The 13,301-nt window shown below is 67.5% G+C and carries 14 protein-coding genes, 1 tRNA gene and 1 other RNA gene; 10 read left to right on the top strand and 6 right to left on the bottom strand.

The features are described 5' to 3' along the window. The first annotated feature begins 77 nt into the window (after window positions 1–77). From OZ10_RS08890 to OZ10_RS08865, 6 genes are all read left to right on the top strand, one after another. Window positions 78–827 (top strand): 3-deoxy-D-manno-octulosonic acid kinase, encoded by a 750-nt coding sequence (locus OZ10_RS08890; RefSeq protein WP_039404020.1) that lies wholly within the window; start codon window positions 78–80, stop codon window positions 825–827. Beyond that, window positions 827–1,576: an MBL fold metallo-hydrolase gene (locus tag OZ10_RS08885; RefSeq protein ID WP_039404022.1), complete on the top strand. Its 750-nt coding sequence runs from the start codon at window positions 827–829 to the stop codon at window positions 1,574–1,576. The genes OZ10_RS08890 and OZ10_RS08885 overlap by 1 nt, the downstream gene beginning before the upstream one ends. Continuing rightward, window positions 1,576–2,610, top strand: coding sequence for a GTP 3',8-cyclase MoaA (moaA, locus tag OZ10_RS08880; RefSeq protein WP_039404024.1), 1,035 nt, complete (start codon window positions 1,576–1,578; stop codon window positions 2,608–2,610). Before OZ10_RS08885 ends, moaA begins: the two co-directional genes overlap by 1 nt. Window positions 2,611–3,000: 390 nt before the next feature. Next, window positions 3,001–3,498, top strand: a complete 498-nt coding sequence (gene moaC / locus OZ10_RS08875) for a cyclic pyranopterin monophosphate synthase MoaC (protein ID WP_039404026.1) — start codon at window positions 3,001–3,003, stop codon at window positions 3,496–3,498. Next, window positions 3,495–3,740, top strand: coding sequence for a molybdopterin converting factor subunit 1 (gene moaD / locus OZ10_RS08870; RefSeq protein WP_039404028.1), 246 nt, complete (start codon window positions 3,495–3,497; stop codon window positions 3,738–3,740). Before moaC ends, moaD begins: the two co-directional genes overlap by 4 nt. Next, on the top strand, window positions 3,737–4,177 hold the full coding sequence (locus tag OZ10_RS08865; protein ID WP_039404030.1) for a molybdenum cofactor biosynthesis protein MoaE: 441 nt from the start codon (window positions 3,737–3,739) through the stop codon (window positions 4,175–4,177). Before moaD ends, OZ10_RS08865 begins: the two co-directional genes overlap by 4 nt. A 536-nt stretch (window positions 4,178–4,713) precedes the next feature. Here the strand turns inward: OZ10_RS08865 and ffs are convergent. Continuing rightward, window positions 4,714–4,810: signal recognition particle sRNA small type (ffs, locus tag OZ10_RS20600), an RNA gene on the bottom strand. Window positions 4,811–4,884: 74 nt separating this feature from the next. Further along, window positions 4,885–4,977 (bottom strand) — tRNA-Ser (locus tag OZ10_RS08860). 135 nt (window positions 4,978–5,112) lie between these two features. Between OZ10_RS08860 and dnaX the strand changes: the two genes are divergently transcribed. The 4 genes from dnaX to OZ10_RS08840 all read left to right on the top strand — a co-directional run bounded on the left by dnaX (window position 5,113) and on the right by OZ10_RS08840 (window position 8,585). Then, window positions 5,113–7,113: a DNA polymerase III subunit gamma/tau gene (gene dnaX / locus OZ10_RS08855; protein ID WP_039564566.1), complete on the top strand. Its 2,001-nt coding sequence runs from the start codon at window positions 5,113–5,115 to the stop codon at window positions 7,111–7,113. A 6-nt stretch (window positions 7,114–7,119) separates the two neighbouring features. Further along, window positions 7,120–7,440 (top strand): YbaB/EbfC family nucleoid-associated protein, encoded by a 321-nt coding sequence (locus tag OZ10_RS08850; RefSeq protein ID WP_005913896.1) that lies wholly within the window; start codon window positions 7,120–7,122, stop codon window positions 7,438–7,440. A 100-nt stretch (window positions 7,441–7,540) separates the two neighbouring features. Beyond that, window positions 7,541–8,134, top strand: coding sequence for a recombination mediator RecR (gene recR / locus OZ10_RS08845; protein ID WP_039564564.1), 594 nt, complete (start codon window positions 7,541–7,543; stop codon window positions 8,132–8,134). Window positions 8,135–8,234: 100 nt separating this feature from the next. Next, the gene (locus OZ10_RS08840; protein WP_039404049.1) at window positions 8,235–8,585 is read left to right on the top strand and encodes a histidine triad nucleotide-binding protein; all 351 of its coding nucleotides are present in this window, start codon (window positions 8,235–8,237) and stop codon (window positions 8,583–8,585) included. Window positions 8,586–8,884: 299 nt separating this feature from the next. Here OZ10_RS08840 and OZ10_RS08835 read toward each other — a convergent pair whose 3' ends face one another. Genes OZ10_RS08835 through OZ10_RS08820 form a run of 4 tightly spaced genes read right to left on the bottom strand, consistent with a single transcriptional unit; the run spans window position 8,885 to window position 13,275 of the window. Further along, window positions 8,885–9,418: a Slp family lipoprotein gene (locus OZ10_RS08835; RefSeq protein WP_039404052.1), complete on the bottom strand. Its 534-nt coding sequence runs from the start codon at window positions 9,416–9,418 to the stop codon at window positions 8,885–8,887. Continuing rightward, window positions 9,415–11,367, bottom strand: a complete 1,953-nt coding sequence (locus tag OZ10_RS08830; RefSeq protein WP_039564563.1) for a transglutaminase TgpA family protein — start codon at window positions 11,365–11,367, stop codon at window positions 9,415–9,417. The genes OZ10_RS08835 and OZ10_RS08830 overlap by 4 nt, the downstream gene beginning before the upstream one ends. Further along, entirely contained in the window at window positions 11,360–12,316 is a 957-nt protein-coding gene (locus tag OZ10_RS08825) for a DUF58 domain-containing protein (protein ID WP_039404056.1), read from the bottom strand. Before OZ10_RS08825 ends, OZ10_RS08830 begins: the two co-directional genes overlap by 8 nt. A gap of 5 nt (window positions 12,317–12,321) precedes the next feature. Then, window positions 12,322–13,275: an AAA family ATPase gene (locus OZ10_RS08820; RefSeq protein ID WP_039404058.1), complete on the bottom strand. Its 954-nt coding sequence runs from the start codon at window positions 13,273–13,275 to the stop codon at window positions 12,322–12,324. Window positions 13,276–13,301 lie beyond the last annotated feature (26 nt).

Genomic DNA, 13,301 nt, shown 5'->3' with positions numbered 1-13,301 from the left:
GACATCGCCCAGGGCGGACAAGCGCAGCAGACACAGCGATGCAGGCGTTACAGCCATGGTGTTGTTAGACTCGATAGATGGTTTCTTTCGACGCCACCGAAGCGCTGACGCCGTACCGCGAGGGCCGCGGGTACGGCGCCATTCTGTTCGACCGCGAACGGCTGCGGCAAGCCGATGCCGGGCTGTTTTCGCCGCAACGCTGGGGCGACAGGGCGCAGCCGGTCGGTGAGGGCGGCCGCGGCGGGGCCTGGTTTGTGGATGCGCCATTCGGCCGCAGCGTGTTGCGCCAGTACCTGCGTGGCGGTATGGCGGCGCGGGTGAGCCATGACCGGTATCTGTGGAAAGGTGCCGGACGCACGCGCAGCTTTGCCGAGTTCCGGCTGATGCGCGAACTGATCAAGCGTAAGTTGCCGGTGCCGCGTCCGCTGGCGGCCTGCTATCTGCGCGAAGGCCTGGGCTACCGCGCGGCCTTGTTGATGGAGCGGCTTGAAGATGTGCGCTCGCTGGCCGACCACGCGCAGGTGGCCGGACGTGGCGCACCGTGGGAGGCCACCGGCCAACTGATTGCGCGGTTTCATCGCGCCGGGCTGGATCACGCCGACCTCAACGCGCACAACATCCTGTTCGATGCCGGCGGGCATGGCTGGTTGATCGATTTCGACCGCGGTGTGCTGCGCATTCCGGCCACCCGCTGGCGCGAGCGTAACCTCAAGCGGCTGCATCGTTCGCTGCTGAAGCTGCGCGGCAACCGTAGCCGCGAAGAGGTCGACAAGGATTACCAGCGGCTGCACCGCGCGTATGAGCTGGCCTGGGGCCGGGGCTACTGATGCATTGGGCGTTGCGGGTGCAAGGGGTCGGCAATGCGTCGGCGGTGGCGCTCGGTTCGCCGATGGCCACCATCGAGCGCGACGGTGCGCCGTGGCTGACCATCGACTGTGGCAGCGAGGGGCTGACTGCCTATCACGCCCATTACGGCCAGCTGCCGCAGGCGATCTTCATCACCCATGTGCACCTGGATCATGTCGGCGGGCTGGAGCGGGTGTTCGTCGACAGCTATTTCTCCGAGCGGCGCGGGCGCACGCGCCTGTATGTGCCCGCGCCGGTGGTGCCGCTGCTGCAGCGGCGCATTGCCGATTACCCGAACGTGCTGGCCGAAGGCGGGGCGAACTTCTGGGACGCATTCCAATTGGTGCCGGTCGGCGATGCCTTCTGGCACGACGGGGTGCGGCTGGAAGTGTTCCCGGTACGCCACCACTGGCCCGAGACCGCTTACGGGCTGCGTCTGAAGGGCGCGCTGGTATGGACCGGCGACACCCGGCCAATCCCGGAAATGCTGAAGCGTTATGCCGACGACAACGAGCTCATCGCGCATGACTGCGGTGTTCACGGCAACCCGTCGCATACTGGCGTGGACGATTTGGAGCGGGAATACCCGCAGGACCTGTTGAGCCGCATGCTGCTGTACCACTACGCCAGCGACGCCGATGCCGATGTGCTGCGCGCGCGGGGCCATCGTGTTGCCGTGCCTGGGCAGCATCTGGCACTGGCGGACTCGACCGCTGCCACGGTGCGCTGATGGGCGCCCTGACCCTGCCCACCCTGGCCGGTGCGCCCATGCAGGACCGCTACGGTCGCCCGTTGCGCGACCTGCGCCTGTCGGTGATCGAGGCCTGCAACTTCCGCTGTGGCTATTGCATGCCGGCCGATCGCGTGCCGGACGACTACGGGTTCGATGCGCAGCAGCGCCTGAGCTTCGAGCAACTGGAAACCCTGGTGCGGGCCTTTGTTTCGGTGGGCGTGACCAAGGTCCGCCTGACCGGTGGCGAGCCACTGCTGCGGCGTGACCTGCCGGCCCTGATCGCGCGTCTGACGGCGATCGACGGCATCGAGGATCTGGCATTGACCACCAATGGCGTCCTGCTCGCGCGCCAGGCGGTGGCGCTGCGCCAGGCCGGGCTGCGCCGCATCACGGTCAGCATGGATGCGTTGGAGCCGGCATTGTTCAGACGCATGAGCGGCGACCGCGGCGATATCGCCCAGGTGCTGGCCGGGATTGCGGCTGCCGAGCAGGCCGGCTTCACGCGGTTGAAGATCAATTGCGTGGTGCAGCGTGGCGTCAACGAGGATCAGGTGCTGCCGCTGGTGGAGCACTTCCGCGGTACCGGTCACGTGCTGCGCTTCATTGAATTCATGGACGTGGGGAGCTGCAACGGCTGGTCACCGGAGGCGGTGGTGAGCTCTGCGCAACTGCACGAGCGCATCCATGCACGCTGGCCGCTGATGCCGCTGGACGCCAATTACACCGGCGAAGTCGCGCAGCGCCACGCATTTGCAGATGGCGCCGGCGAAGTGGGGTTCGTCAGTTCGGTCAGCGTGCCGTTCTGTGGCGACTGCCAGCGCGCGCGCGTTTCGGCCGACGGCCATCTGTATACCTGTCTGTTTGCCAGCCAGGGCCATGATCTGAAGCCAGCCTTGTCCGACGGCGAGTACGGGTTGGCGGAACACCTGCGTCAGCGCTGGAGCCTGCGTGGCGACCGCTACAGCGAGGTGCGTGCGGTGGCGGCGCCGCGGCGGGGTAAACCGGTGGAGATGTTTCTGATCGGCGGGTGAGTGCGGGCATGCTTCTGGCGCTATGCGCGCCGCACGCGTGCCTGCGCGATTTGCTGATGCGCTGTGCGCGGGCGTTGGCGCATTGCGCGGCACGGACTGGGCGTCACTGCGTCCGGGCGTCCTGCAGTCGCAGCGGACGGTGTGCAGCGATCGCTGCGCTAAGTGCGGACCTCGCTATCGATGACCGGGTCGACGGTGTTTGAAGCGTTGTTTTCTTGCAATCCTGCGCCGCTGGATCATCGGTCGACCGCCGGGTGACTGCCGGATTGCGTGCTGCCGCGCGTCGCGCGCTGGCGCAAGGATGCACACTGCTAGCAGCTGCTGTTCCATCAAGGCGCCTCGTTCACCGAGAATGCCGCATCCTGCCCGCCTGTCACCGTGTAGTTCTCCATGCCTCCCAAATCACGTTCCGCGCGCCTGACCCACCTGGATGATGCCGGGCTCCCCACCATGGTGGATGTCTCGGACAAAGCGGTCACCGCACGCAGCGCCATGGCCGTCAGCCGGGTGCGTTTTCCGGTTGCGGTCGCAGCCCAGTTGCGTGCCAGCGGCCTGCGCAGTGCCAAAGGTGGCATCGTCGAGACGGCAGTGATCGCCGGCACGATGGCGGTCAAGCGTACGCATGAGCTGATCCCGTTCTGCCATCCGCTGCCGATCGACGGCTGCCGTTTCGAGATCGATTGGGCTGGAGAGCAGGTGCTGGACATCCAGTGCACGGTCCGTTGCGTGCATCGCACCGGCGTGGAGATGGAGGCCCTGACCGGCGCCAGCGTTGCGGCATTGACGGTGTATGACATGTGCAAGGCGCTGTCGCACGCCATGACCATCGGGCCGACCAGGTTGGTCTCCAAGCGTGGCGGCAAGCGCGACATCGGAGCGGTGCGATGACCGCCACGGTGACGGTGTTGTATTTCGCCAGCCTGCGCGAGGCGGCAGGGATGGCCGACGAGCGCGTGCAGTCCAGCGCCCAGGACCTGCGGGGACTGTATGCCGAGCTCGATGCACGGCACGGCCTGCGCTGGACGCCGGCGCAGTTGCGCGTCGCCGTCGACGGGGCGTTTGCGCGCTGGGAGGATGCGGTGCGCGACGGCAGCGAAGTGGTGTTCATTCCGCCAGTGTCGGGAGGTTGAACGTGAGCGAGCAGACAACTGCCGTGTTTGCGCTGTCCGACATTGCGCTGCCAGTCGATCACTTGCGTGCATGGATGGAGCATCCGCACGCCGGCGCCTTCGCCAGTTTCGAGGGCTGGGTGCGCGACCACAATGAAGGCCGCGGCGTTGCCGGCTTGCGCTACGAAGCCTATGCCGCACTCGCCCAGGCCGAAGGCCAGCGCGTGCTCGATGAGGCGGTCAGCCGCTTCGCCATCGTGCAGGCGCAGTGCGTGCATCGTGTGGGCGAGCTGCGTATCGGCGAGATGGCAGTGTGGGTCGGTGTGAGTGCGGCGCATCGCGGCGCCGCGTTCGACGCCTGCCGTTACATCATCGACGAGGTCAAGGCGCGCGTGCCGATCTGGAAGCACGAGCACTATCTGGAAGGGGATGCGGGCTGGCTGCATCCGGAGGCGTAGGGGTGAAGTCAGCGTAGTGGCGTACCGAGCGCTGCAAGTCTCATGCTGACGATGGCGCGCGGCTCAAGGGCGTCTGCCGCGCGTCAATGCGCTTGTGTAGTGCCCAGCCCTGCGCACGCCACGTCGGTCCGCAACGCGGCACTCATTAGTGCAACTGCAGCTGGTCAGGAGCGGGTACGCGTTGAAGCTCGGGTGGTGTCCCGGCCGCTTATCTGGTCGAGCGCATTGAGCGATTCACGCTCAGCCGGGCGTCGCAGCGCGTTGCATCAATCCGCGTCGTAGGCGCTTTGGCGCGCAGCTTCCCGGTGCGGGCGCTCGGCTGTCGCCAAGACCGCCATCAGGGACGGACGAGGGGTTTGCATGCGGTGCGAAGCACGACACCGACGGCCTGCACGGCAACATCGCCAACAACAGCGCACTGATGTTCCTACAGAACGCCAATGGAACTGCAGAGCGTGGTTGCCGCGTGATGCAGGCAAGCGTACCGCTGTGGCGGCGACTGGCCGGCCCGGCGCGTGCTGGAGGTTGGGGTGGTGTCCCCGCCGGTTGACCTCGGCGCCCGCATCAATCGATACCGTTGCTGCCTTCCGGCCCTGGCGGGATTTTCGATCTAGCGTCGCGAGGGACCGACGGGGCCACCATAAGACGTGGGCCACTGGCGTGGCCCGGGATCTGCTGCGACGGTGTCATCGCGCACATCATGAAACTGGCGGAGAGAGGGGGATTCGAACCCCCGAAGCGCGGTTTAGACGCTTACACACTTTCCAGGCGTGCTCCTTCAACCACTCGGACACCTCTCCGTACCTGCACGACCGGGGCCTTACAGGGCCGCAAATTCTAGCGGTCGCCGGCCCATACCACAAGCTGAATCTTGCAGGCGCAGTCGATGAGACGGGCCGTGGCACAATATCGGCTCAGAACAAGCTGGTTGCCCGATGTCTTATCTCGTTCTCGCCCGCAAGTGGCGCCCGAAGCGTTTTGCCGAACTCGTGGGCCAGGAACACGTGGTCCGCGCGCTCAGTAACGCGCTCGACAGTGGGCGCGTGCACCACGCGTTTCTGTTCACCGGCACGCGCGGCGTGGGCAAGACCACCATCGCGCGCATCTTCGCCAAGTCGCTGAACTGCGAGACAGGCACCAGCGCCGACCCGTGCGGGACGTGCCCGGCCTGCCTGGACATCGATGCCGGCCGCTATATCGACCTGCTGGAAATCGACGCCGCATCCAACACCGGCGTGGATGACGTGCGCGAGGTGATCGAGAATGCCCAGTACATGCCCTCGCGCGGCAAGTTCAAGGTCTATCTGATCGACGAAGTGCACATGCTCTCCAAGGCGGCGTTCAATGCGTTGCTGAAGACGCTGGAAGAGCCGCCGGAGCATGTGAAGTTCCTGCTGGCCACCACCGACCCGCAAAAGCTGCCGGTGACCGTGCTGTCGCGCTGCCTGCAGTTCAACCTCAAGCGACTGGACGAGGATCAGATCCAGGGGCAGATGACGCGGATCCTGGCGGCCGAAGAGATCGAATCGGATCCGTCGGCGATCGTGCAGCTGTCCAAGGCGGCCGATGGCTCGTTGCGCGATGGTTTGTCGCTGCTGGACCAGGCCATCGCCTACGCCGGCGGCGCGCTGCGTGAGGACGTGGTGCGCACCATGTTGGGGACGGTCGATCGCACCCAGGTTGGGGCGATGCTGCAATCGCTGGCCGATGGCGATGGCGCGCGGCTGCTGCAGGTGGTGGCCGCGCTGGCTGAATTCTCGCCGGACTGGAGCGGCGTGCTGGAAGCCCTGGCCGAGGCACTGCACCGGGTGCAGGTGCAGCAGCTGGTGCCATCGGTGGCCTTTGTAGGCGATGGGATCGACCCGACCCCGTTTGCCGCGCAGCTGCGCCCGGAAGTGGTGCAGCTGTGGTATCAGATGGCGCTCAACGGGCGCCGTGATCTGTATCTGGCGCCAAGCCCGCGCGCCGGGTTCGAAATGGCGGTGCTGCGCATGCTGGCCTTCCGGCCCGCGGCGGCGGTGCCTGCCGGTAGCAGCGACGACGGCCGTGGGGCCGGTGCCGGCAGTGGCACACGCGTGGCGGGCGCAGGCGTGCAGGCCGCTGCGCCTGCTGCCGCGGCCGCAGCTCCTGCAGCGATGCCGGCAGCGGCGATGGAAGCAGTGGCTGCGCCAAACGTGGCAGTTGCCGCTGCTGCGCCAGCAGCGGTCGCGGCAGCGCCGGTGGTTTCGCTGGCTGCTTCGGCGGTTTCCATGGACGCTGCGCCTGCGCGCACTGACGACACCCCACCCTGGGCGGTGGACGACGCACCAGTGAGGACGCCTGCCGCAGTGAGGGAGATCTCGGCTGCCGCATCCGGGGCGGCCACTGCCCCGTCGATCGCGTCGCCCTCGGTCATGGCCACGCCAGAAGCGGCCATGGCGCCTCCCTTGGACGCTGCAGACCCGGCAGCGGCAACCGAAACGATGGCGGCGACACCGCCGTCGCACGTTGCAGCAGCATCCCCGGCGCCTTCCACCGATGCGGCGGCGCCGATCGACGATGGCCGCATCGCCGATGCCGAACAGTGGCTGGAGCTAGTCACGCGCAGCGGCTTGAATGGCCCGTCGCGACAGCTTGCCGCCAACGCTGCGTTTATCGGGCATCGCGATGGCGTGCTGCGGCTGGCGCTGGCGCCGGGCTTCGAATACCTCAACTCAGAGCGCTCCATCGCCAACCTGGCTCAGGCATTGGCGCCGGTGCTGGGCGACACCCCGCGCATCGTGATCGAAACCGGCAACGCCGATGTCGAGACCTTGCACGAGCGGGCCAACCGCCAGAAAGGCGAGCGCCAGAGCGCAGCCGAAATCGCCTTCATCAACGACCCCAATGTGCAGCAGCTGATTCAGCAGCAGGGCGCGCGGGTCGTCCCCGATTCCATCCGCCCTTACGACGAGTAACGCCCCATGCGTGGAAACATTGCCCAATTGATGCAGCAGGCGCAGAAGATGCAGGAAAACCTGCAGCGCGCCCAGGAAGAACTGGCCAAGCTGGAAGTCACCGGCACCGCCGGCGGCGGCATGGTCAGCGTGACGCTGACCGGCGCCAAGGAGTGCCGCAAGGTGCGCATCGACCCGAGCATCCTGTCCGACCAGGAAATGGCCGAAGACCTGATCGCCGCTGCGTTCAACGACGCCTCCAACAAGATCGACGCCGAATCCAAGGACCGCATGGGCTCGGCCACCGCCGGCATGCAGCTGCCGCCCGGCATGAAGTTGCCGTTCTGATCGAGGGGATTCGGGAGTCGGGATTGGGGATTCGCTAGAAGCGAGGCTCGCTTCTGCGTTTGCCAATCCCGAATCTCAACTCCCGAATCCCGGCCGCCCAATGTCCACTCTGCTCGAACAACTGATCGAGGCCTTCCGGGTATTGCCCGGTGTGGGCCAGAAATCGGCGCAGCGCATGGCCTACCACGTGCTCGAGCGCGAGCGCGAGGGCGGGCGGCGCCTGGCCGCGGCGCTGGGAAATGCGGTGGAAAAGGTCGGGCATTGCGTGCAATGCCGCGATTTCACCGAATCGGAAGTCTGCACCATCTGCGCCAGCAGCAGCCGTGACCGACAGCAGCTGTGCGTGGTCGAGTCGCCGGCCGATCGCCTGGCGATCGAGCATGCCACCGGCTACCGCGGCCTGTATTTCATCCTGCAGGGGCGCCTGTCGCCGCTGGATGGCATCGGCCCGCGCGAGCTGGGGCTGGACCGCCTCGGCGAGCGCCTGGCCGGCGGTGAAGTGACCGAAATGATCATCGCCACCAATGCCACCGTGGAAGGCGAGGCGACCGCCCATTACCTGGCGCAGCTGGCGCGCCAGCATGCGGTACGGCCAAGTCGGCTCGCCCAGGGCATGCCGCTGGGCGGCGAGCTGGAATACGTCGACCGCGGCACCCTGTCGCACGCCTTCGGCACCCGCAGTGAGGTGCTTTGAGGGCGGGGATTGGGGAGTCGGGATTGGGGATTCGCAAAAGCCGGTCGGCGCGCGCGGTAAGCTTTGGCCAATCCCGAATCCCGAATCCCCAATCCCGTCTATGACCGACACCATCTTCGGCAAAATCATTCGTCGCGAAATTCCGGCCACCATCGTTTATGAAGACGACGAGGTGCTGGGCTTTGAGGACATCGCACCGCAGGCGCCGGTGCATGTGCTGTTCATTCCCAAGCAGCACGCCATTCCCACCCTGGACGATGTGCCGCCGGAGCAGGCGCTGCTGGTCGGCAAGCTGGCCATTGCGGCGGCGGCCTACGCGCGCGCGCAGGGACTGGCGCAGGACGGCTACCGCATCGTGATGAACTGCCGCGAGCATGCCGGCCAGACGGTCTTCCATATCCATCTGCACCTGCTGGCCGGTGCACCGCTGGGCCGCTTCGGCACCCCCTGACGGGACGTCGCCACCGATGTGGCCGAACAGATGGTCGAGCGACAACGGCAGGCCGGGCTTGAGCATGGCCGGTCGTCGCTACTGCGGTCACGAGCCGATGCACACCAATAGGCGCTCATGGCAGCCGTGTAGCCGCGCAGCCGCGATTCCGGCCTTGTTGCGCCCGCGTAGCGCCGGGGCCGGCGAAATGGCGAAATAACGATCCTGCCGAAACGCGCCGCAGGCGGCTTGATCCGCACCAACAAAAACGCCGCTCCTTCAAGAGCGGCGTTTTGCATCGCGGCTGACTCAGCGGTGGATTACCACCAACCGCGGCCCCAACCCCAGCCGCCTCCCCAACGCGGACCCCACGGGTCGCCCCATGGGCCGTACGGGTAGGCCGGAATCACGTCGACGTCGCGCACTTCCGGCCACAGATACACCACATCGGCAGCCACCTTGGGCAGCTTGTAGTCGTACTCGCCGATCTTGGTGGTTTCATAGCCTTCGATCTTGCCGATGAAGGTGACCTCGCGGCCCGGCTCGAACACGGCCGGGTCATAGAAGCCCGAGCGGCATGCCAGGAAGCGGCCATCGCTGGCATCCACCGCATTGCGGTCCGGACGGCCACTGGCGTTGAGCGGACGCGAGATCAGCTCGAAGCAGGTCTGGCCCTGGGCGGGTTTGGTCTGAATGATCTTGCCGCCCCAGCGCACCGAGGTGCCCAGCTGCGCGCTGGCCGTGGAATCGCTAGGGCTGACCGTGGGGAACTGGCCCTGCAGCGGCTTGGGCGCGGTCGCGCAGGCTGCGAGCCCGAGCACAGCGACAATGGGGAACAGAAAACGGGTACTCATGAGGAAGCTCCGGTTCGCGGGCGATGCTGCAGCAGGTCTTTCAGGAGAGTGGCGCTGTCGGAATCAGCGCCAGCGTATCGCGCGGCAGCGAAACGTTGGCTGAGCGCCAACAGTGCCGTGTCCGGGTGCGAACGGGCGACGCGTTGCGCCCAGTCAATGGCCGGTTCGTGGGGTTCGCGGGCCAGGCCCAGCTTGCCGTAGCGGCGACTCAGCCGATGCCAGGCGCGCAGTAGCGGGTCGCGTTCGCGCTCGCCGCGAGCCAGCAGCCAGCCCATCCAGGCCAGGGCACTGACGGCAAACACGCCGAAGATGGCGGCCAGTTGCGTGGGCTCTAGGCGGTCGATGCCGAACGGCTGCAGCAGGCGCTGCTGGCGGTCGGCATTGAATGACAGCACCAGGTCGTTCCAGCCGCGGCGCAGCCAGTCGCCGACCTGGCTCAGGCCGGCCCAGGTGCCGAGCTGGGCCAGGCCGGCGCCGCCATCGGTCTGCAGGCGATCTTCCAGCGTGTCGTAGATGCGTTCCGGCGCCACCGCCGCAGTCGGGTCCACGCGCACCCAGCCGCGGCCGGCCAGCCACACCTCGGTCCAGGCATGGGCATCCATGCGCCGCACCACCCAGTAGTTGCCCAGCCCGTTGTAGGTGCCGCCGGCATAGCCGGTGACCACGCGCGCCGGGATGCCGGCCGCACGCATCAGCACCACGAATGAAGAACTGAAGTGTTCGCAGAAACCGGCCTTTTGCTGGAACAGGAATTCGTCCACGCTGTTGCGGCCGAGCAGCGGCGTATCCAGCGTGTAGGCGAATTCGCGGGTGATCCAGCCCAGCGCGCGCTGCACCACCGCATCGTCGTTGCTGCCGGCCTCCGCGCGCCATTGCCGGGCCAGGGTGAGCGTGCGCGGATTGAAGCCTGGAGGCAGCGCGAGCGCGCGCTTGCGTAGCTGGTCGGGCAGGTCGGTATCGAAACGGGTGGGCGGTGCCGATTGCAGCTCCCAGCGTGTTAACGCGCTCAACGGGCGCTGCGCGAACAGTTCGTAATCGGGTGAGAGCTCGGCGTTGGCAACGCCCTGGGTCGGCAGGTCCAGCGACACCAGCTGGCGACGATCGGTGGGCTCGTAGTCCAGTCGGTAACGATAGGTTTGCGGGCCTGCGGTGACCGAGGCGGGCTGGCCGCGGCCGGTCCAGCGCGCGCGCTGCCAGGTACGGCCGTCGAAGTCCCACATCACTGGTCCGCGCCAGTAGCGTTGCTGCGGCGGTGGTGCCTTGCCGGTGAACTGCACGCGCAAGGCCGGGCTGTCGTCGGCCATCAGGTCGATCCATTCGCCCGGGGACATGTTGTCCGACAGGCCGGGCCGCGACAGTGCGCGCTCGGGCACGCCCCACAACGGCGAACTCAGGCGCGGCAGCAGCCAGAAGGTGACCAGCGCCAGCGGCACGCCGATGGCGACCAGTTTGCCGATGCTGCGCAGCTGCAGGCGCAGGCCGGGCGTGCCGGTGCGGTGCTCTTCGTCGGCCAGCCGCTGCATGCTGAGCAGGGCGCTGACCACCGCCAGCAGCGCCAGGCCCATCGTCGTCGGGCCCTGGTCGAGCAGGAAGGCCGCAAACGGCGCAAACAATGCAAAGCCCAGCAGGCTGCGCGCATCGCGCAGGGTGCGCAGTTCGGAGGCCTTGATCGCCAGCATCGCCGCCAGCACCGCGCAGCCGGTGTCGCGCCCGAAACGCATGCCAATTTGCCAATACACCGCCGCCAGCATCGCGATCACCAGCAGGACGCGCACCGGTGCCATCAGGGTGCCGCGCCAGCTCATCACGCCCACCAGCATTGCGGCGATGGCGATGGTGGAGGCCAGCAACCCGGGCAGCTGCAGCAGCAACGGCGTGAGCGCCAGCCAGCTGGTGGCCAGCACCCAGCCACGGCTGGCCTGGGAAATGGGAAGGGCCGGCTCAGTCATGGGGCAGCAGCGCCAGCGCGCGTAGGCAGAGGTGATGGTGCGAAGGCCCCTGTGCAGGGCCCAGCGGGGGTTGGCCCGGCAGCAGCAGCCGGTAGCGTCGCCCGTCGCGCTCGGCCAGGTTGACCCAGCGCGCCAGCCGCGCGATGCGGCGCTCGTAGGGCAGCGCGTGGAGGCTGCGCCAGTCCAGCGTCACTTCGATACCGAGCGGTTGCTCGTACTCGCGCACCAGCAAGGTGTCGCGCCGCGCCGAGTGCTTCCAGGAAATCGTGCGTGGCGCATCGCCTGTGCGGTACGGGCGCAGCTGATGCAGTTCCTCGCCTTGCGCGTGCAGCCGGGTCTGGTTGGGCGACCCGGCGCCCTCGGGCAATGACGGCCCCTGTTCTTCGGGTCTGGGGTAGGCCAGCAGCGGCGTTTCCGGCCACGCCCACGACCATGCCCGTACCAGCCCCAGCGGTTGGGTACTGGACAGGCGGATGCGTTCGATGTCCTGCCAGCCGCGGCGTGCGGTGGGCACCAGCAAGTCGACCTCGGCCATGTCGTGGTCGACCAGCGAACAGAAGCCGCTGCTGTCCAGATGATCCAGGCGCACGCCGCGGCGCGCGCGGGTGTCGCGGCGTGCCAGCGACACCCGCATGCGCAGCGGCTCGCCGGCCACCACCGGCTCGGCCGACACCGCCTCGATCCGCAGCGCCGACAACTGCAGGTGCGCCATGATGCTGCTGGCGACCCCGGCGGTGGCCAACAGCAGCGCCAGCAGCAGCGCGGGGTTGTTGTTGTAGTTCAGCGCGCCCAGCAGCATCGCCAGCAACAGTGCGGTGACGAACAGTCCGAAGCGGGTGGGCAGCACATAGATGCGCCGCCGGTCCAGCACGATCGGCAAGGCTTCGGCTCCCCGCGGACGCGCCAGCAGGCTGAGCCGGCGGCCGATGCCGCGCAGTGGCGCACGCACCTGGGTCAGTCCACCGGCACACTGTGCAGCAGCGCCTTGGCCAGTGCCGGCCCGGACGAGGATTCGGCCTCCGGCACCAGCCGGTGCCCGGCCACGGCGACAAACAGCGCCTGCACGTCTTCCGGTAGCACATGTTCGCGCCCCAGCAGCAGCGCGTAGGCCTTGGCGGCACGCAACAGCGCGATGCCGGCGCGTGGCGACAGCCCCACGCGCACCCCGGCGTGCTGACGGCTGCGCAGCAGCAAGGCCTGCACATAACCGATCAAGGCATCGCTGGTGTGGACCTGGCCGACCACTGCGCGCAGCGCCACCACGTCGGCGTCGCTGAGTTGCGGGGCGGCCTGGGCGATCAGCTCGCGTCGGTCGGTGCCCGACAGCAGCGCGCGCTCGGCATCGGCGCTGGGGTAGCCCAGACTCAGCCGCAGCAGGAAGCGGTCCAGTTGCGAATCGGGTAGCGGGAACGTGCCGGACAGATCGACCGGGTTCTGCGTGGCGATCACGAAGAACGGCTCCGGCAACGCATGCGTCACGCCGTCCAGTGTCACCTGCTGCTCGGCCATGGCTTCGAGCAGCGAGCTTTGCGTGCGCGGCGGGGCGCGATTGATCTCATCGGCCAGCAGCACGTTGGTGAACACCGGGCCGGGATGGAACTGGAACTGGCGCGAGGCCGCGTCGTAGACCGACACGCCCAGCACATCCGCCGGCAGCAGGTCGGAGGTGAACTGCACGCGCTGGAAGCCCAGCCCCAGGCTGGACGCCATCGCGTGGGCCAGGGTGGTCTTGCCCAGGCCGGGCAGATCCTCGATCAGCAGATGGCCGCCGGACAGCAGCGCCACGAACGCCAGCCGCACTTCCTGCGCCTTGCCCAGCAGCAGCGAATTGACCTGGTCTTGCGCGCGCCGCAGCGATTGACGCAGCGCATCGGTTAGCATTTCCGTGGAACGCAGCGGTGTCGACATCACAATTCCGTAGGTGAAAAGAAGAG

The sequence above is a fragment of the Xanthomonas cannabis pv. cannabis genome (genome assembly GCF_000802365.1).
GTDB classification, from domain to species: Bacteria; Pseudomonadota; Gammaproteobacteria; order Xanthomonadales; family Xanthomonadaceae; genus Xanthomonas; species Xanthomonas cannabis.
Note: the sequence above shows the minus strand (reverse complement) of the source record. Positions and strands in the feature narration are given on the sequence as shown.